The organism is Amycolatopsis sp. 3B14, assembly GCF_050958625.1.
GTDB lineage: Bacteria > Actinomycetota > Actinomycetes > Mycobacteriales > Pseudonocardiaceae > Amycolatopsis_E > Amycolatopsis_E thermoflava.
Genome location: NZ_JBHZEN010000045.1, coordinates 61,095 through 79,426, shown reverse-complemented (window position 1 = coordinate 79,426; position 18,332 = coordinate 61,095). Strand labels below are relative to the sequence as shown.

Genomic DNA, 18,332 nt, shown 5'->3' with positions numbered 1-18,332 from the left:
CAGTTGGAGTACACCCGATGAGTGACACCGGAGGCTGGACCGGCCCCGATCCGAAGGACCGGCCGGACGACTCGACGCCTCCTGCCGGCAACCAGATGCCGCCCGCGCCGCCCCCGCCCGACGTGCCCTACCAGCAGCAGGGCTGGGGTCCGCGGCCCGGTTACGGCAAGCCCGGCGTGATCCCGCTGCGCCCGCTGACGGTCGGCGAGATCCTCGACGGCGCCATCACGACCATGCGCCGCCATCCGGCGCTGGTGTTCGGCTCGTCGGCGGTCGTCGCGGTGATCGGCGCGGTGCTGCAGCTGCTGGCCAGCCGCTACCTGCTGCCGGACGTCCAGACGCTGCAGAACCTCGGCCCGGCCGCCACCGACCAGCAGATCCAGGACGCGGCGCTGGACGTGCTCGGCGACACGGCGCTGATCACCGGGGTCGCGCTGATCATCACCGTGCTCACCCAGACCTTCCTGTCCGGTTTCCTGACCGTGGTCATCGGCAAGGCGGTGCTGGGCAAGCCGGTGACCTTCGCGGAGGCGATGGCCGAGGCGAAGCCCCGGTTCCTGCCGCTGCTCGGCGCCACGATCGTCTACGTCCTGCTGGTCGCGGCCGGTTCGGTGCTGTGCCTGATCCCGGGCATCTGGCTCTACACGCTGTTCGGCCTCACCACGCCCGCACTGGTGCTGGAGCGCGCGAAGGTCGGGCAGGCGCTGTCCCGGTCCCGGCAGCTGGTGTCCGGCTCGTGGTGGCGGTGCTTCGGCATCCTGCTGCTGGCCGGCCTGATCGCGACCGTGCTGCAGTACCTCGTGGACATCCCGTTCAGCCTCGGCGCAGGCGGCACCGACGTGCTGACCGGTGAGGCCGTCCCGGCCGGGTGGGGCGCCCTGCTGCTCGTCGCGGTGGGACAGGTGATCGCGCAGACGATCGTGCAGCCGTTCGTCGCGAACACCACCGCCCTGCTCTACATCGACCAGCGCATGCGCAAGGAGGGCATGGACCTCCAGCTGGCGCGGGCGGCGGGCACCGCTTGATCCGGGGCCTGCTCGCCGAGGTGCCCGTCGTCGTCGACGCCGACGACGCGCGCCGCGCCGCCGAGGCCGAGCTGTCCGACCCCGCCTACGCCCTGGCGCAGCCGAGCTGGTTCGACCGCGCGATCGGCTGGCTCGCCGAACGCGTCGCCGACCTGTTCAACGGCGCGGCGGGCCTGGTGCCCGGCGGCGGCTTCGGCGTGCTCGTGCTGATCGCGGTGCTGGTGCTGGTGATCGTGGTGGTGCGGCTGCGGGTCGGGCCGCTCGCCCGGTCCGCGCGCAGGCCGGCCGCGGTCTTCGCGGACCGTTCGCGCACCGCGCAGGACTACCGCGACGCGGCCGAGCGGGCGTCCGCCGCGGGCGAGCTGGACGCGGCGGTCCGCGACCGGTTCCGCGCCGTGGTCCGGACGTTGGAGGAGCGCGGCGTGCTGGACGAACGCGCCGGGCGCACCGCCGACGAGGCGGCTCGCGAGGCCGGTCGCCCGCTGCCGTCCGCCCGCGAGGCGTTGCGGCAGGGCGCGGAGCTGTTCGACGCCGTGCACTACGGCGGCCGCCCGGCCACCGCCGAGGGCTACCAGCGCCTGGCCGAACTCGACGAGCTGGTCCGCCGGACCCGTCCCGAGGTGCCTGCGTGACCAGTGTGTCTCCCGACTCGCGGCGGATCTGGCGGGCGGCTCGCACGCCCGTGGTGATCGCGGTGATCGTGCTCATCGGCGCGGTGATCGTGCTCCTGACCTCGGCAGGCGAGCAGCGTGGGTCGCTCGACCCGGAGTCGGCCGCGCCCGGCGGCTCGCGCGCGCTGGCGCGGCTGCTCGAACGGGAGGGTGTGCGGATCGTCCCGGCGCGGACCTACGCCGAGGCCGAAGCCGCGCTGCAGGGCGACGCCACCCTGCTCGTGACCGGTCCCGGCCGCGTGGAACCGGGCCGGCTCGCCGCGCTGCGGTCCCGCGCCACGGACGCGGTGCTGGTCGGCCCCGACGATCCGGTGCTCGACATCCTCGCGCCCGGCGTGGTCGTCAGCGGCGAGGTCGATCCCGCCGCGCGCGAGCCCGGGTGCACGGTGGCCGGCGCGGTCGCCGCGGGCAACGCTGTGCTGGGCGGCTTCACCTACGAGGCGCACGGCCGCGCGCGCGGCTGCTACGACGGCACCCTGCTGCAGCTGCCCGGCGACCGCGGCACCACCACGATCCTGGGCGGCGGCGCGCCGATGACCAACGACCGGCTCGACGAGGCGGGCGACGCGGCGCTGACCATGCGCCTGCTCGGCCGCCACGCGACGCTGGTCTGGTACGTGCCGACGCCGGGTGACGCGGGCGCCGGGATCGTGGCGCGGTCGTTCACCGACCTCATCCCGCGCCCGTGGCTGTTCGGCGCGGTCCAGCTCGGCGTGGCCGCGGTGCTGTTCGCGCTGTGGCGGGCCCGGCGGCTCGGGCCGGTCGTGTCGGAACGGCTGCCGGTCGTCGTCCGCGCCGCCGAAACCACCGAGGGCCGCGCCCGGCTCTACCGCCGTGCGGGGGCGACCGGACACGCCGCGGCTACGCTGCGGCAGGCGGCGATCGACCGCGTGCGGCCGCTGCTCGGCCTCGGCGCGGGCGCGGAGCCTGCGGCCGTCGTCGCCGCGGTCGCGGCCCGCACGGGACGGCCCGCCGCGGCCGTCGGGGAGCTTCTGTACGGTCCGGCGCCGGGGGACGACGCCGGTCTGGTCCGCCTCGCCGACGAGCTGGACCGCATCGAGAGGGAGATCAGTTGACCAGCACGGACACCACTTCGGACGCCCGGAACGCGTTGGTCGCGTTGCGCGCCGAGGTCGGGAAGGCGGTGGTCGGCAATGACGCCGCGGTCACCGGGCTCATCATCGCGCTGCTGTGCCGTGGGCACGTGCTCGTCGAGGGCGTGCCGGGGGTGGCGAAGACGCTGCTGGTGCGGGCCCTGGCGACCGCGCTGGACCTGGACACCACGCGAATCCAGTTCACGCCCGATCTGATGCCCGGCGACGTCACCGGCTCGATCGTCTACGACTCGCGCTCGGCCGAGTTCTCCTTCCGCGAGGGGCCGGTGTTCACGAACCTGCTGCTCGCCGACGAGATCAACCGCACCCCGCCGAAGACCCAGTCCGCGCTGCTGGAGGCGATGGAGGAGCGGCAGGTGTCGGTCGACGGGCGGCCGCGACCGCTGCCGGACCCGTTCACCGTCATCGCGACCCAGAACCCGGTCGAGTACGAGGGCACCTACCCGCTGCCGGAGGCGCAGCTGGACCGGTTCCTGCTCAAGCTCACCGTGCCGCTGCCGACGCGCGAGGACGAGATCGGCGTGCTGGCCCGGCACGCGCAGGGGTTCGACCCCCGTGACCTGTCCGCCGCCGGGGTGCGGCCGGTCGCCGGGGCGGCGCAGCTCGCCGTCGCGCGGGCCGCGGTCGCCGGGGTGACGGTCGGGCCGGAGGTGCTCGGCTACATCGTCGACCTGTGCCGGGCGACGCGCGCGATGCCCTCGGTGCGGATCGGGGTGTCCCCGCGTGGCGCCACGGCGCTGCTCGCCGCCACGCGGGCGTGGGCCTGGCTGTCCGGCCGCGGGTTCGCGACGCCGGACGACGTGAAAGCGCTCGCGCGGCCCGCGCTGCGGCACCGGCTGGACCTGCGGCCGGAGGCCGAGCTGGAGGGCGCGACCGCGGACGGCGTGATCGAGCGCGTGCTGGCCACCGTCCCCGTCCCGCGCTGACATGGCGATCACCGGCCGGGCCGGCCTGCTGGCGCTCGTGGGCATCGTCGTGGTGGCGCTCGGGGTGCCGTCGTGGACCGGTGTGCTCGCGGTGCTCGGCGTGATCGCGGTGCTGGTGGCCGTGGACCTGCTGCTCGCGGCGTCCGTGCGGGGGCTGGTGTTCGCGCGGTCCGGGGCGACGTCGGCGCGGCTCGGGGAGCCGGTCGAGGTGACGCTGTCGGTGACCAACCCCGGTTCCCGTCCGCTGCGCGGCTTGCTGCGGGACGCGTGGCCGCCGAGCGCGGGCGTGGCGCAGGACCGGTTCCGGATCGTGGTGCCGCCGGGGGAGCGGCGGTCGGTCGTGGTGCGGATGACGCCCGTGCGGCGCGGCGACCGGTCCTCGGCGCGGGTGACTGTGCGCGCGCTCGGTCCGCTCGGGCTGGCCGGGCGGCAGGGGTCGCACCGGGTGCCCGGCAGTGTCCGCGTGTTGCCGCCATTCCGCAGCCGCAGGCACCTGCCGTCGCGGCTGGCGCGGCTGCAGCAGCTCGACGGGCGGCAGGCGGCGCTGGTGCGCGGCGAGGGGACGGAGTTCGACTCGCTGCGGGAGTACGTGATCGGCGACGACGTGCGGTCGATCGACTGGCGCGCGTCGGCGAGGGCGGCGGATGTCATGGTGCGGACGTGGCGTCCCGAACGGGACCGGCGGGTGCTGCTGGTGCTGGACACCGGGCGGACGTCGGCGGGCCGGGTCGGCGATGCGCCACGCCTCGACGCCGCGATGGACGCCGCGTTGTTGCTCGCGGTGCTGGCTTCACGGGCGGGGGACCGGGTGGATTTCCTCGCCTACGACCGGCAGGTGCGGGCGGACGTTCGCGGGCTGGCGGCCGGGGAGCTGCTGCCGGGCCTGGTGAACGCGATGGCGCCGCTCGAGGCGAGCCTGGTGGAGACCGACGCGCGCGGCATGGTGGCCGAGGTGCTGCGCCGCGCCAGGCGGCGGTCGCTGGTGGTGCTGCTGACCGGGCTGGACGCCGCGCCGCTGGAGGAGGGCCTGTTGCCGGTGCTGCCGTCCGTGGTCGGGCGGCACCAGTTGTTGGTGGCCGGCGTGGCGGACCCCGGGGTCGCGGCGATGGCCCGCGCCCGCGGCGACGCGGAAGCGGTCTACGAGGCGGCGGCCGCCGAACGGACTCTGGCGGAGCGCCGCCACGTGACTGGTTTGCTGGCGCAGCGCGGGGTCGAGGTGGTCGACGCGGTGCCGGACGAGCTGGCGCCGGCGTTGGCGGACCGGTACCTGGCGCTGAAGGCCACCGGCCGGTTGTAACCGCACACCCGCCGCGGGTCCCGCACCCACCTGGCGCTCGCGGTCGCTGGCCTCGCGCCCGCGATCGCCGGCCTCGCGCTCGCGGGTTCCGCACCCGCCGGCCTTGCGCCCGGGACGCTTCGCGCCTGCGCCCGCTGGCCTGGCGCTCGCGGTCGCTGGCCTCGCGCCCGCGCCCGCTGGCCTCGCGCGCGCGGGTTTCGCACCCGCTGGCCTTGCGCCTGGGACCGCTTCGCGCCTGCGCCCGCTGGCCTGGCGCTCGCGCCCGCTGGCCTCGCGCCCGCGGGTTCCGCACCCGCTGGCCTTGCGCCCGGGACGCTTCGCGCCTGCGCCCGCTGGCCTGGCGCTCGCGGGCCCTGACCTCCCGCCGGCGCCCGCCGGCCTCGCGCCCGCCGCGAGCGCATCCCGACGATGTGCGACGTCAGTCGGTGGCGATCACCATGAACAGGCGCGTGCTGAGGCGCTGCATGAGTTCCTCCGGCACCTCGCCGAGCTGCCGCGTCAGCGACTCCTTCGGCACGTGGTCCAGCCAGGTGTACCGCACCCAGCCGCCCGCGCCGGTGGCCACGCTGAGCGGCACGGCGTGCTCGATGACCTCCATCGTCACCACGTGCTCGTCGTCGATGTCGTTCAGCATGTTGCCCGAGAAGACCAGCACCCGCCGCGAGCCGCCGGACACCGCCCAGATCTGTCCCCTACGCGGCCGAAGAGCCACGGGCACGCCAGTCGTCCGCGGCGGCGCGCACCTGCTCGGGGTGCTCGGCGTTCCACCGCGCCTGCTGCTCGCACAGCTGCCGGTACGCCTCGCGCTCCACGGCAGCCCGGACCCACTCGCCCACGGACTGCCCCGCCGCCTCGGCGAGGGCCGTCACCTGCGCGTACGTGTCATCGGAAAGCTCCAGCCGCATGCCCATCACCATAGAGCCGGCCACCGACAATCGCGGGCAGCGGCGTGTCAGCCCGCCTCGGGCAGCAGGTCACCGCGGTGCCGGGCGTCCACGTCCCCGGTGACCCCGGCCCGCGCGGCCCGCCGCCCCAGCACGAACACGTACACCAGGAACAGCACCTCGGCCGCCGCGCCGATCGCGATCCGCGCCCACGTCGGCAGCCCGGACGGCGTCACGAACGCCTCGATCACGCCCGACACCAGCAGCACGCACGCCAGCCCCAGAGCCATCCCGGCCGCCGCCCGGCCTTCCTGCGCGAGCGCAGCCGCCCGGGAGCGCCGCCCCGGGTTGACGACCGTCCATCCCAGACGGAGACCGGTGCCCGCCGCGACGAACACCGCGGTCAGCTCCAGCAATCCGTGCGGCGTGATCAGGCCGAAGAAGACGTCCAGCCGCCCGGCCGCCGCCATGAACCCGGCCGACAGACCGACGTTGAGCACGTTCTGCCACAACGCGAACAGCACCGGGATCCCCAGCAGCACCCCGAAGAACAGGCAGGTCGCCGCGACCCACGCGTTGTTCGTCCACACCTGCGCGGCGAACGAGGCGGCCGGGTTGCTGGAGTAGTAGGTCTCGAACTGCCCGCCCGGCTCGGTGAGCGCCCGGACGTCCTCCGGCGCGGCGATGCTCGCCTGCAGTTGCGGGTCGCCCGCGATCCACGCCCCGATCAGCCCGCCCACCAGCACCGACACCAGCGCGGCGGGCAGCCACCACCGGACCGTCGTGTAGACCGCGGCCGGGAAGCGCTGCGCGAAGAACAGCCCGACCTCGCGCCAGGCCGGGTTGTGCGACCCGGTGACCGCCGAGCGGGCGCGCGTGACCAGCGACGACAGCCAGGACAGCAGCGCCGGGTCCGGCGCCGACGACCGCACCACCGACAGGTGCGTCGCGGCCCGCTGGTAAAGGGTGACCAGTTCGTCGGCCTCCGGACCGGTCAGCCTGCGCGTGGCCAGCAGCTGGTCCAGCCGGGCCCATTCGGCGCGGTGGGCCGCGACGAACAGGTCCACGTCCATGGGGGCAGATTACAGTGGGGCGGTGACAGGCGAACCCGATCTGGTGACCGGCGAGGCCGTCGTGCTGGAGCTGCCGATAGCGCAGGTCGCCAGCCGGGCCGCGGCGTTCGCCATCGACGTTGCGGTCCAGGCCGGGGCGCTCCTGCTCTTCATGCTGGCGCTCACCGTGTCCGGGGTGACCGACGAGGCGTTGCTGGCCGCGCTGGCTCTCGGTTTCTTCGTGCTGGTTCGGGTCGGGTACTCGGTGCTGTTCGAGACGCTCGGCCGGGGGATCACGCTCGGCAAGATGGCGATGGGGCTGCGCGTGGTGCGCGACGACGGCGGCCCGGTCCGGTTCCGGCAGACCCTGACGCGGGCGCTGGCCGGCGCGATCGTCGACTTCGGACCGGTGCTGGCGTGGAGCGCGGTCGCGTTGTTCGTGTCGCTGTTCTCGCCGCGGTCCAAGCGGGTCGGCGACTACCTGGCCGGCACGGTGGTGATCAGGGAGCGTGCGCCGCGGACGGTCGCGCCGCACATCACGATGCCGCCGGCGCTCGAGGGCTGGGCGGCGCAGCTGGACCTGACCAGGCTGAGCGACGAGCTGGCCCTGATGGCGCGGCAGTACCTGGCGCGGTACGCCGAGCTGAGCGACCGGGCGCGGGAGCCGTTGGGACACCAGCTGGTGCAGGACGTCGCCGCCCGGATCGGCGCGCCGCCGCCGTGGGGTGTGCCGCCGTGGGCGTACCTGCAGGCAGTGCTGGCCGAGCGGCGCCGCCGGGCCGGGGGATACGTGGGAACGCCGGGCTGGACCCCGGTGGCGGCGCCGGTTGTGCCCGTGGCGGTGCCGCAGGTGGGGGCGTCGCCGGTGGTGTCACCCCCGCCGCAGGTGGGGGCGCAGCGAGTGGTGGCACCTTCGGCGGAGGTGGGGGCGCCGGTCGCCGCTGTGCCGGTGACCTCGCCGACAGCGGAGCCGGGGGAGCCGACTCCGCCGCGTGGTTTCGTGCCGCCGAGCTGATCACCGGCTGGATCAGCGGCAGCCCCGCCGCCTCAGACGTCGGGCGTTCCCGCCACCGCAGGCGCCCAGGCGATCCCGCCACCGCCGCGGCGATTCGGAGGCTGATCCTGGATCAGGTCGGGGTGCGTGAGAGGTCGTCAATCCGCAGGGCAACGGCAGCCCTCGCTGCCGCGGGCGCCGCGCGTTCCCGTCACCGCCGTGGCGAGTCGGGCGCTGATCCTGGATCAGGCCGGGGTGCGTGAGAGGCCGTCAATCCGCAGGGCAACGGCAGCCCCCGCTGCCGCGGGTGCCGCGCGTTCCCGCCACCGCAGGTGCCCAGGCGTTCCCGTCACCGCCGTGGCGATTCGGGGGCTGATCCTGGATCAGGTCGGGGTGCGTGAGAGGTCGTCAATCCGCAGGGCAACGGCAGCCCTCGCTGCCGCGGGCGCCGCGTGTTCCCGTCACCGCCGCGGCGATTCGGGGGCTGATCCTGGATCAGGTCGGGGTGCGTGAGAGGCCGTCAATCCGCAGGGCAACGGCAGCCCCCGCTGCCGCGGGCGCCGCGCGTTCCCGTCACCGCCGCGGCGATTCGCGCGATTGATTCAGGCCGCCGAGGCCAGCCGTGCGCCGCCGTCTACCCGGAGCACCACTCCGGTCGTGTAGGTGTTGTCCGTCAGGAACGCGATCGCCGCGGCGATGTCGTCCGGCGTGCCCACCCGGCGCGCCGGCAGCCCGGCCGCCATGGCTTCGAACGTCGCCGCCTTGGTGTCCGCGTCCAGAAAGTCCCACCACGGCGTGTCGATCACGCCCGGCGACACCGCGTTGACCCGCACCGGCGCCAGTTCCACCGCCAGCACCGGCACCATCGCCTCGATCCCGGCGTTCACCGCGGCCAGCGCGGCCGTCCCGGGCATCGCCGCCCCGGCGGACGCCGCCGTCACGAACGTCAGCGAACCCCGCAGCACCGGCAGCGCCGCCCGCGCCGCGGCCGTGTGCGGCACCAGCTTCCCCTCGACGCCCTCGCGCACGCCGTCCATGGTCAGGTCGGCGAACGCCGTCGTCCCGGGCGCCCCGGTCACCGTCACGACCAGGTGGTCCACCGGCCCGCTCGACGCGAAGAACGCCTGCAGCGCTTCGTAGTCTCGCGCGTCCACGACCTCGCCCCGCGCGTCGCCCAGCTTCGCGAGTGCGGCGTCGAGCTTCCCGGCGTCGCGTCCGGTCACGATCACCTCCCGGCCGCTGTCGACCATGCGGTGCGCGGTCGCCAGCCCGATTCCCGAGGTGCCACCCAGGATCACGACTCGTTCGGTCACGATCTCCTCCAATTTCGAGACACTGTGCACCGTAAATATATTCGAGGCACGGTGTCTTGTAAAGTTCCCCGCATGAGAGGACGCCCCCGCAGCGAAGAGGCCCGGCGCGCGATCCTGGACACCGCCCTGCGCATCTGCCACCGCGACGGCTACCAACAGGTGACGATCAAGGCGATCGCCGACGAGGCCGGTGTCGGGCGGCAGACCGTCTACCGCTGGTGGCCGGACAAGGCACAGGTGCTGCTGGACGCCCTCATCGACCTCCGCGAACGCGAACCGCGGCTCGACGAGGACACCGGCGACGCCCTGCGCGACATCGAGCGGATCCTCGCCCGCACGTTCGCGCTCACCCACGAGTCGACCGGGCGCGCGCTGGTCGGCCTGATGGCCGAGGCCCAGAACGACCCCGCGTTGTCGGACCGGTTGCAGGGCACGGTCATCGGCCCGCGGCGCGACGTCCTGCACCGGTTCCTGCGGCAGGGCGTCGAGGCGGGGCAGCTCGCCGAGAACGTCCCGCTCCCGCTCGTCGTCGACTTCGCGTTCGGCACGATGTGGTACCGCCTGCTCAGCAAGCACGCCCCGGTCGACGACCGGCTCGCCGCCGACATCACCGCCGCCATCGCGCGCCTGCTCGCCCGCTAACCTGCGCGGGTGCGATGGCTGTGCGCCGCCCTGGTGCTGATCACGCCCCCGTTGCCTGCCCTGCCGAACGGCGCCGAGATCGAGATGCGGCTCCAGCCGGACGGCTCGCTCTCGGTCGTGGAAGCGATCGACGTGCAGCACCGCACCACCCGGACCATCCGGCTCCGCGTGCCGTCCGGCGACCACCGCGACCGCGTGCACACCCTTCGCGACCTCGCCATCGAGGGCTCCGGATCGGCCGAGCGGCGCGCGGACGCCGTCACCGTCACCCTCAACCCCGGCACCGCCATCCTCCGGTACACAGTGGACGGTGCGGTCCGGGACGCCGGTGACCGCCTCGAGGTGACCTGGACCCTGGCGGGCTGGGACACCGCCCGCACGCTCGTCCGCGCGAGCTTCGCCGCGCCGCGCATCGCGATCGGCGTTCGCTGCACCGGCTGCACCGCCGCGCAGAACGACCAGACCGGCCTCAGCCGCTTCGCCGTCCAGCGCCTGGAACCCGGGCAGACGCTGGACATCGCGGTCGACCTGCCAGCAGGCACGGTCCCCGCCAACGCCCGCATCCAGCCGGCGAAGACCCTGGCCGGCGCGTTCGCGCTCACCGCGCCGGTCGCGACCGCATGGGCCGCCTTCGGGCTCCTGCTCCTCGCCGGGGCGGTGTCGCTCCTGCTCGCCCGCCGCGAACGCCGGCCGCTGCCGTCCGGGTTCACCGCCGAGCCGTTCGCCACCCCGGACGGTGTTCTGCCCGGCCACATCGCCCTGCTCCGCGGCGGCGACCCGGTGGTCGTCACCGCCGTCGACCTGGCGATCCGCAGCTACCTCGGGCCGGACGCCGGACCGGCCCACCCGCCCGACGACCGGCTCACCGGATTCGAGCGCCGCATCCTCGCCGGCGACGACCCCCGCCAGGACCTCGAAGCCGACGCGATCCGCCGCGGCTGGCTCCGCCCGCCCGGCCGCGCGCGCCGGGCCGGCATCCGGATCACCTGCTACGGCCTGTTCCTGACGATCGTGCTCGCGCTCACCGCCGGCTACGCGCAGCTCGGCGTGATCCTCACGCTCACCGGGCTCGCATTGGCGCTCGCCGCCCGGCACCTCCCGGGTCGAACGAGCCGCGGCCGCACCCTCGCCCGGCGCCTGCGTGACCCGGCCGAACTGCCCGCCGGTGACCGCTTCGTGCCCTACGCGCTGGCCCTCGGGCGGCCGGCGCCGGACACCGCGTTCGCTCTCGGTGAATTCCTCGTTGCCCTGCAGGACCGTCGCCGGACCCCGGCCCCGTGATGGCCGTATGGTGGGGCCCATGGCCGAGACCTCCCGCTTCACCCTGCACAACGGCCTGCGCGTAGTGCTCGCGCCGGACCCGACCGCTCCGGTTGTCGGCGTCGCCGTGCACTACGACGTGGGCTTCCGCTCCGAGCCGGAGGGGCGCACCGGGTTCGCGCACCTGTTCGAGCACCTGATGTTCCAGGGCAGCGAGAGCCTGGAGAAGCTCGCGCACTTCAAGATCGTGCAGTCCAGCGGCGGCACCTTCAACGGGTCGACCCACCCGGACTACACCGACTACTACGAGGTGCTGCCGTCCGCGGCACTGGAGCGCGCGCTGTTCCTCGAGGCCGACCGCATGCGCGCGCCGAAGCTGACGCGGGAGAACCTCGCCAACCAGATCGACGTGGTGAAGGAGGAGATCCGCCTCAACGTGCTGAACCGGCCCTACGGCGGGTTCCCGTGGATCCTCCTGCCGCCGGTGCTCTACTCGACGTTCCCCAACGCGCACAACGGCTACGGCGACTTCACCGACCTGGAGCAGGCCAGCCTGGACGACTGCGCGGCCTTCTTCGACACCTACTACTCGCCGGCCAACGCGGTGCTCACCGTCGCGGGCGACTTCGAGCCGGACCGGGCACGCGAGCTGATCGAGAAGCACTTCGGCGACGTGCCGCACCGCCCGGCGCCGCCGAAGCGCTCGTTCGCCGAGCCACCGCCCGCAGGCGAGGTCCGCGGCCAGCACACCGATCCGCACGCGCCGCTGCCCGCGCTGGCCGTCGGCTACCGGATGCCGGACCCGGTCGGCGAGCTGGACGCCTACCTCGCGAACCTGGTGCTGGCCGGCGTGCTGACCGACGGCGACGGCTCCCGGCTGCAGCAGCGGCTGGTGCACCGCGAGCCGCTGGTCACCGACATCGGCGCGGGCGCGGGCCTGTTCGGCCCGTTCGAGGCGCGCGACCCGGACACCTTCTCGATCACCGCCATCCACTCGCCGGACGTCTCCGCGGAGCGGGTGCTGGCCGCGGTCGACGAGGAGCTGGAGAAGCTGGCCGCCACGCCGCCGGACGCGCAGGAACTGGCCAAGGTCACCGCGCGCTGGAGCGCGAGCCTGCACGCCGAGCACGACCGGCTGATGTCCCGGACGCTGTCGCTCGGCGCGTTCGAACTGCTCTACGGGGACCCGTCCCTGGTGTCCCGGCTGCCGGACCGGATGGCTGCCGTCACCGGCGAGGACGTGGCCGCCGCCGCCAAGGCGCTGCGGCCCGACTCGCGCGCGGTCCTGCTCGTCGAGCCCGAAGGGGGAGCGAAGTGACGTCCGTCGACCACCGCAGCGCCGAGGAGATCGGCCGCACCGCCACCGGACCGCGCCCGGTCCCGGAGCTCGGCGCGCAGAAGGCCGCGGCGGATCTGTCCCACGTGGACACCGTGCTGTCCAACGGCCTGCGCCTGCTCGCGGTCCGCAAGCCGACGGTGCCGTTGGTGGAGTTGCGGCTGCGGATCCCGTTCGGCGGCACGGCGCCGCTGCACGCGGCCACCGCCGAGGTGCTCGCCGAGACCATGCTCACCGGCACCGCCCGGCGCGACCGGATCGAGATCGACACCGAGCTGGCGCTGATCGGTGGCGAGCTGGACACCGTGGTCGACCCCGAGCGGCTGACCATCTCCGGCAACGGTCTGGCCACCGGCCTGCCGACGCTGCTGGACGTGCTCGCCGACGCGCTCACCGCCGCGTCCTATGTGGACGACGAGGTGGCGCGCGAGTCGGCCCGGCTGGTCGAGCGGCTGGCGGTGTCGCGCACGCAGCCGCGGGTGATCGCCCGCGAGGCGCTGCTGAGGCACGTCTACGGCGACCACCCGGCCACCCGCGAGGTGCCGCAGGCCGCCGATGTGGAGCAGGTGACGCCGGAGGCCGTCCGCGCGTTGCACACCGCCGCGGTGCTGCCGCGTGGTTCGGTGCTGGTGATCGTCGGCGACATCGACCCGGAGCGGATCGCGGCCGACGTCGAGCGCGTCCTGGGCGGCTGGTCGTCCGACGCGTCGGCGGTCGTGATGCCCGGCCTGCCCGAGGTCACGGGTGGTGACCTGCTGCTGGTGCCGCGGGCCGGCGCCGTGCAGTCGCAGATCCGGCTCATCGCGCAGTCGCTGCCGCGCACGGACCCGCGGTACGCCGCGCTGCAGCTGGCGAACATGACCTACGGCGGCTACTTCTCCTCGCGGCTGGTGGAGAACATCCGCGAGGACAAGGGCTACACCTACAGCGCGCACTCCGGGTTCGAGTTCACCGGCACCACGGCGACGGTCGGCGTCGACGCGGACACCGCGAACGAGGTCACCGCGGCCGCGCTGCTGGAGACCCGCTACGAGCTGGGCAGGCTCGCGGTCGTGCCCCCGACGGCCGAGGAGGTCGAGTCGGTGCGCCAGTACGCGGTCGGCTCGCTGCTCACCGCGACGTCGTCGCAGGCCGGGCTGGCCAGCCAGCTCGCCGCGCTGACCGCGGCCGGCCTCGGTGTGGAGTGGCTGGCCGAGCACCCGGAGCGGGTCGCCGCGGTCACCGTGGAGGAGGTCGCCGAGGCCGCGCTCGACTTCTTCGCCCCGGCCCGGTTCACCGGTGTCGTGGTGGGTGACGCCGCGACGCTCGCGCCGCAGCTGACCGCGCTCGGCGGGGTCACCGTGGGGGAGCCCGGCAAGTGACCGTCGCACCGTTCACGCTGGGCCGCCTCCCGACGCTCTCCCGGTCCACTGTGGACCGACAGGAGACGCTGCGCACCAACCCGGAGCGTCTGCGCGCCCGGTGGCCGGACGCGCAGGTCATGCTGCTGGACAAGCAGTTGCGCACGCCCGTGCGCGAGGGAGAAGCGGTCCTGGCAACCCGCAAGGCGCTGACGTTCGGCGAGGAGCCACCCGCGGACGCGGTGTTCCTCGGCGAGTGGCAGGGCGTCGACTACTGGTCGCTGCCGGGCGAGCCGGAGGGCGAACCGGAGATCGTCGAGATCCCGGGCAGCTGGGGCGTGCCCGAGGAGGCGCCGCGGGTCGACGGCGAGCTGTGGGTGACGCTGCGGGCGCACGGCGACCAGCTGGACGACACGGCCGCCGGGCTGTTCACCACGGCGCAGGCGCTGCGGGTGTGGCACCGGCAGGCGCGGTTCTGCGTGCGCGACGGCAGCCCGACGCACCTGGTGCAGTTCGGGTGGGCGTCGAAGTGCGAGGCGTGCGGCCGCGAGGAGTACCCGCGCACCGACCCGGCGATCATCTGCCTGGTGCACGACGAGGAGGGCGTCAACGGCGAGCACGTCCTGCTGGCGCGCCAGCCGGTCTGGCCGCCGGGGCGGTACTCGGTGCTGGCCGGGTTCGTCGAGGCAGGCGAGTCGCTCGAGGGCTGTTGTGTGCGGGAGATCCGGGAGGAGGTCGGCGCGGACGTCCACGACGTGCGGTACCTGGGCAGCCAGCCGTGGCCGTTCCCGCGCTCGATCATGCTGGGCTTCGCCGCGAAGGCCGACGCGTCCCGCCCGCTGGTCCCGGCCGACGGCGAGATCGAGGCCGCGCTGTGGGTGCCGCGCGCCGAGGTGCGCGCGGCGTTCGAGGCGAAGGGCCGCCCGGTCCCCATCCTCGGCGGCGCGAGCGAGCTGATCCTGCCGGGAAACTCGTCGATCGCGCGCGTGATGCTGGAAGCCTGGGCCTACGCGGATCGGGGCTGATGCGAGAAGCCGGTCGTCGCGCCGGGACCTCGAAAGGGGAACCGCGGGCGTCGACCGGCTCCGCACGCGCCGTCGCCGGGGACGCGTCACTGCTGGGCTTCTGGCTGGACCGTGTCGCGTTCGGCTGACTCGGCGTTGTGCTTCGCCAGGCGCAGCCACCGCCGCATGATGAACCCGGCGAACGGCCCGACCACCGTCCAGTACCGCGCGAACCGGTTGCGGGACAACGGATCCGTCGTCGCCGTGCGGGTTTCGGTGGTCAGCAGCGACCGGCCCGGCCCGTACGGCTGGACGACGAAGTTCAGCGCCACCTTGCCGTAGCCCGGCTCGTCGAACCCGGCGAACTCGCCCGGCTCGAACCGCCGGAACTCCAGCTGCGTCGCCGTCATGAACTTGCCGATCATGCCGACCACGAACTCGGTGCCCGGCCGCTCGTCGAGCAGCACGAACGCGGCCTGGTACTCCTCGGCCGGCAGGGATTCCGGTGGCGGCTCGGTGTCGCCGCGGATCCGGTCCGCGATGGCGGCCGGGATCGCGCGGGCGCGGCCGAGCACCCGCAGCAGGGGCACGGCCTGGGCGACCTTGTCCGGGTCCAGGTCGCGGACCGCGCGGTAGGCCGCGTCCGGTGGCGTGTCGACGACGATGGCGTCGAGCTGGTGCGCCTCGTGGACGGGCAGGTATTCGTCGATCAGGAGTTTTTCGGTCATGCCGCCAGCGTTCTGCGGCGGCGCGCACGGCATAAGGGGCCTTCGGCACCAACCGAAGGCCCCTCGGCCTCAGGCGAGCAGTGCGCCCAGCGGCAGGATGATCGCGATCGCGACCACCGAGATCACCGTCTCCATGATCGACCAGCTCCGGATGGTCTGGCCGACGGACAGCCCGAAGTACTCCTTGACCAGCCAGAAACCGGCGTCGTTGACGTGCGAGAAGAACAGCGAACCGGCGCCGATCGCGAGCACCAGCAGCGCGGCGCCGGTGGGCGACATCGTCGCCGCCAGGCCGGACACCAGCCCGGCCGCGGACACCGTCGCCACGGTGGCCGAGCCCGTCGCGAGCCGGATCAGCACCGCGACCAGCCAGCCGAGCAGCAGCGCCGGGATGTTGGCGCCCTCGGCGAGCTGCGTGACGACGTTGCCGACGCCCGCGTCGACGAGGATCTGCTTGAACCCGCCGCCGGCGGCGACGATCAGGATGATCCCGGCGATCGGGCCGAGCGAGTCGCCGATCGTCGAAGCCAGCCGGTCGCGGGTGAACCCGGCGGCGCGGCCGAGCGTGAACATGCCGAGCAGCACGGCGGCGAGCAGCGCGATCAGCGGGTCACCGACGAAGTCCAGCACCCGGCGGACCGGGTTGCCGCTGTCGGCGACGATGTCCGCGATCGCCTTGCCCAGCATCAGGACCACCGGCAGCAGCACGGTCACCAGCGTCGCGGTGAAGCTCGGCCGCGGCCGCTCGTCCTCGCTCCCGCCCGCGGCCGGGATCAGGTGTTCCGGGGCCTTCGCCTCGGGCACCCAGCGCGCGGCGAGCTTGCCGAACAGCGGGCCCGCGATGATCACGGTCGGGATGGCGACCAGCAGGCCGAGGCCGAGCACGATGCCGACGCTCGCGTTCAGCGCGCCGGCCGCGGCGAGCGGGCCCGGGTGCGGCGGGACCAGGCCGTGCAGCACGGAAAGCCCGGCCAGCGCGGGGATCCCGACCAGCATCAGCGGTTTGCCGCTGCGCTTGGCGACCAGCAGCACGACCGGGATGAGCATGACCAGGCCGATCTCGAAGAACATCGGCAGCCCGATCAGGGCGGCGACCAGCGCCATCGCCCACGGCAGCGCCTTCGACGAGGTGCGGGACAGGATCGTGTCGACGATCTGTTCCGCCCCGCCGGAATCGGCCAGGAGCTTGCCGAGCATCGCGCCCAGCGCGATCAGCAGGCCGACCGACGCGACGGTCGAGCCCACCCCGCTGGAAAAGCTCTTGATCACTTTGTCGACCGGCAGGCCGCCCAGCAGGCCGACGACCATCGATCCGATGATCAGCGACAGGAAGGCGTGCATGCGGGCCTTGCTGATCAGCACCACGATCACGGCGATGCCGATCAGGGTCGCGACGACCAGGCGGGTGTCGTGACCCGTCCAGGCGGCGGCGAGAGTACTCACGGCTGCTCCTTTGCCAGCTCGGTGAGCGCGCGGTCCACGATCGCCGAGGGGGCTTCGAGGATGTCGGCGATCAGGCCGCGCTCATCGGTTTCGAGGGGTTCGAGGTCGGCGAGCTGGGAGTCCAGCAGCGACACCGGCATGAAGTGCCCGGTGCGCCCCTGCATCCGCTCCGCGAGGACGTCGCGCGGGCCGTCGAGGTGCAGGAACCACAGTTCCCCGCCGGTCCGCAGCACGTCGCGGTAGCGCCGCTTCAGGGCGGACGACGACACCACGCCGCCCGTGGCCTGGTGGCCGGAGATCCACGCCGCGATGGCGTGCAGCCACGGCCACCGGTCGTCGTCGTCGAGCGGGTGGCCGGACGACATCTTCGCGATGTTGGCCGGCGGATGGAAGGCGTCCGCTTCGGCGTATTCGACGCCGAGGCGCTCGGCCAGCGCCGAACCCACCGTCGTCTTGCCCGAACCGGCGACTCCCATCACGACGATGACCGTCATTGGCTTCGCTCCTCAGACCTCGCTGTCACTCGATCAGTGCAACGCAAAAGTACTACTTATTCAACCCACAAGTACTACTTAATCGAATCAGTGGTCTAGCGTCACCTTCGTGGCCGAGGGAATTCACGAGCGCATGCTCGACGCGGTGGGCACCGCGATCGCCTGCGGCAAGCTGCCGCCGGGGACGGTGCTGCGGCTGGAGGAGCTGCAGCAGAACCACGGCGCCTCGCGCACCGTGGCGCGTGAGGTAGTCCGCGCGCTGGAGGCGATGCGGCTGACCACGAGCAAGCGCCGCGTCGGGATCACCGTGCGGGACTGCGCCGACTGGAACCACTACGACCCCCGGTTGATCCGCTGGCAACTGGACGGCGAGCAGCGCCCCGTCGCCCTGCGCAACCTGATGGAGCTGCGGTGGGCGGTCGAGCCGAGCGCCGCGCGCTTCGCCGCGATCCGCGCGACACCCGAGGAGCGCGGGCGGCTACGGGCACTGGGTGCCCGGCTGGAGGTCACCGCACACGCGCGGGACCTGCACACCTTCCTCGGGCACGACATCGCTTTTCACCACCTGGTGCTCGCGGCGTCGGGCAACCCGATGTTCACGCAGCTCTCCGCGGTCGTCGCGGAGGTGCTGACCGGGCGGACCGAGCACGGCCTGATGCCGCCGGAACCGCAGCCGGAGGCGGTCGCGCTGCACCTGGAGGTCGCCCGCGCCATCGACGAGGCGGACGCCGACCGGGCCGAGCGCGCGATGCGGGACATCATGGTCCAGGCGCGCGACGAGGTCGCCCAGCAGTTCGAGTAGCCTCAC

Annotated in this window: 19 protein-coding genes; 12 read left to right on the top strand and 7 right to left on the bottom strand. The window is 73.9% G+C overall.

Features of this window, described 5'->3' with window-relative positions:
- Positions 1–17 precede the first annotated feature (17 nt).
- Genes ACCP09_RS24920 through ACCP09_RS24900 form a run of 5 tightly spaced genes read left to right on the top strand, consistent with a single transcriptional unit; the run spans position 18 to position 5,034 of the window.
- The gene (locus ACCP09_RS24920; RefSeq protein ID WP_123683800.1) at positions 18–1,025 is read left to right on the top strand and encodes a glycerophosphoryl diester phosphodiesterase membrane domain-containing protein; all 1,008 of its coding nucleotides are present in this window, start codon (positions 18–20) and stop codon (positions 1,023–1,025) included.
- Entirely contained in the window at positions 1,022–1,657 is a 636-nt protein-coding gene (locus ACCP09_RS24915; RefSeq protein WP_433750685.1) for a DUF4129 domain-containing protein, read from the top strand. The genes ACCP09_RS24920 and ACCP09_RS24915 overlap by 4 nt, the downstream gene beginning before the upstream one ends.
- The gene (locus ACCP09_RS24910) at positions 1,654–2,772 is read left to right on the top strand and encodes a DUF4350 domain-containing protein (protein ID WP_433750682.1); all 1,119 of its coding nucleotides are present in this window, start codon (positions 1,654–1,656) and stop codon (positions 2,770–2,772) included. Before ACCP09_RS24915 ends, ACCP09_RS24910 begins: the two co-directional genes overlap by 4 nt.
- Entirely contained in the window at positions 2,769–3,737 is a 969-nt protein-coding gene (locus tag ACCP09_RS24905) for an AAA family ATPase (RefSeq protein ID WP_027932338.1), read from the top strand. The genes ACCP09_RS24910 and ACCP09_RS24905 overlap by 4 nt, the downstream gene beginning before the upstream one ends.
- Before the next feature lies 1 nt (position 3,738).
- Positions 3,739–5,034 (top strand): DUF58 domain-containing protein, encoded by a 1,296-nt coding sequence (locus ACCP09_RS24900; protein ID WP_433750678.1) that lies wholly within the window; start codon positions 3,739–3,741, stop codon positions 5,032–5,034.
- A gap of 418 nt (positions 5,035–5,452) precedes the next feature.
- Here ACCP09_RS24900 and ACCP09_RS24895 read toward each other — a convergent pair whose 3' ends face one another.
- The 3 genes from ACCP09_RS24895 to ACCP09_RS24885 are packed head-to-tail and all read right to left on the bottom strand — an operon-like array spanning position 5,453 to position 6,991.
- Complete coding sequence (locus tag ACCP09_RS24895) at positions 5,453–5,710, bottom strand: hypothetical protein (protein ID WP_017986992.1); 258 nt, start codon at positions 5,708–5,710, stop codon at positions 5,453–5,455.
- A gap of 16 nt (positions 5,711–5,726) precedes the next feature.
- Entirely contained in the window at positions 5,727–5,939 is a 213-nt protein-coding gene (locus tag ACCP09_RS24890; RefSeq protein ID WP_157360654.1) for a ribbon-helix-helix protein, CopG family, read from the bottom strand.
- A 47-nt stretch (positions 5,940–5,986) separates the two neighbouring features.
- On the bottom strand, positions 5,987–6,991 hold the full coding sequence (locus tag ACCP09_RS24885) for a stage II sporulation protein M (RefSeq protein ID WP_123683796.1): 1,005 nt from the start codon (positions 6,989–6,991) through the stop codon (positions 5,987–5,989).
- A 22-nt stretch (positions 6,992–7,013) separates the two neighbouring features.
- Here ACCP09_RS24885 and ACCP09_RS24880 point away from each other — a divergent pair, with 22 nt between their 5' ends.
- Positions 7,014–7,985, top strand: a complete 972-nt coding sequence (locus ACCP09_RS24880; RefSeq protein WP_433750673.1) for an RDD family protein — start codon at positions 7,014–7,016, stop codon at positions 7,983–7,985.
- A gap of 581 nt (positions 7,986–8,566) precedes the next feature.
- Here ACCP09_RS24880 and ACCP09_RS24875 read toward each other — a convergent pair.
- Entirely contained in the window at positions 8,567–9,277 is a 711-nt protein-coding gene (locus ACCP09_RS24875; RefSeq protein WP_027932334.1) for an SDR family oxidoreductase, read from the bottom strand.
- Positions 9,278–9,349: 72 nt separating this feature from the next.
- Between ACCP09_RS24875 and ACCP09_RS24870 the strand changes: the two genes are divergently transcribed.
- The 5 genes from ACCP09_RS24870 to nudC are packed head-to-tail and all read left to right on the top strand — an operon-like array spanning position 9,350 to position 14,880.
- Complete coding sequence (locus tag ACCP09_RS24870) at positions 9,350–9,919, top strand: TetR/AcrR family transcriptional regulator (RefSeq protein ID WP_027932333.1); 570 nt, start codon at positions 9,350–9,352, stop codon at positions 9,917–9,919.
- Positions 9,920–9,928: 9 nt separating this feature from the next.
- On the top strand, positions 9,929–11,200 hold the full coding sequence (locus ACCP09_RS24865) for a DUF2207 domain-containing protein (RefSeq protein ID WP_433750668.1): 1,272 nt from the start codon (positions 9,929–9,931) through the stop codon (positions 11,198–11,200).
- A gap of 19 nt (positions 11,201–11,219) precedes the next feature.
- On the top strand, positions 11,220–12,497 hold the full coding sequence (locus ACCP09_RS24860) for a M16 family metallopeptidase (protein ID WP_123683793.1): 1,278 nt from the start codon (positions 11,220–11,222) through the stop codon (positions 12,495–12,497).
- Complete coding sequence (locus tag ACCP09_RS24855; RefSeq protein ID WP_431902528.1) at positions 12,494–13,876, top strand: M16 family metallopeptidase; 1,383 nt, start codon at positions 12,494–12,496, stop codon at positions 13,874–13,876. The genes ACCP09_RS24860 and ACCP09_RS24855 overlap by 4 nt, the downstream gene beginning before the upstream one ends.
- Entirely contained in the window at positions 13,873–14,880 is a 1,008-nt protein-coding gene (gene nudC / locus ACCP09_RS24850; protein WP_027932329.1) for an NAD(+) diphosphatase, read from the top strand. The genes ACCP09_RS24855 and nudC overlap by 4 nt, the downstream gene beginning before the upstream one ends.
- An 86-nt stretch (positions 14,881–14,966) precedes the next feature.
- On the opposite strand, the gene ACCP09_RS24845 is transcribed toward nudC, so the two are convergent.
- From ACCP09_RS24845 to ACCP09_RS24835, 3 genes are all read right to left on the bottom strand, one after another.
- Positions 14,967–15,587, bottom strand: a complete 621-nt coding sequence (locus ACCP09_RS24845; protein WP_433750663.1) for a hypothetical protein — start codon at positions 15,585–15,587, stop codon at positions 14,967–14,969.
- Positions 15,588–15,656: 69 nt separating this feature from the next.
- Entirely contained in the window at positions 15,657–17,030 is a 1,374-nt protein-coding gene (locus ACCP09_RS24840; protein ID WP_378365094.1) for a gluconate:H+ symporter, read from the bottom strand.
- A complete protein-coding gene (locus tag ACCP09_RS24835) occupies positions 17,027–17,524 on the bottom strand; it encodes a gluconokinase (protein ID WP_433750658.1) in 498 nt (165 codons plus the stop codon). The genes ACCP09_RS24840 and ACCP09_RS24835 overlap by 4 nt, the downstream gene beginning before the upstream one ends.
- 133 nt (positions 17,525–17,657) lie before the next feature.
- Here ACCP09_RS24835 and ACCP09_RS24830 point away from each other — a divergent pair, with 133 nt between their 5' ends.
- Positions 17,658–18,326 carry a FadR/GntR family transcriptional regulator gene (locus ACCP09_RS24830; RefSeq protein WP_020419738.1) on the top strand — a complete coding sequence of 223 codons (669 nt, stop codon included), beginning with the start codon at positions 17,658–17,660 and terminating at the stop codon, positions 18,324–18,326.
- Positions 18,327–18,332: the final 6 nt, after the last annotated feature.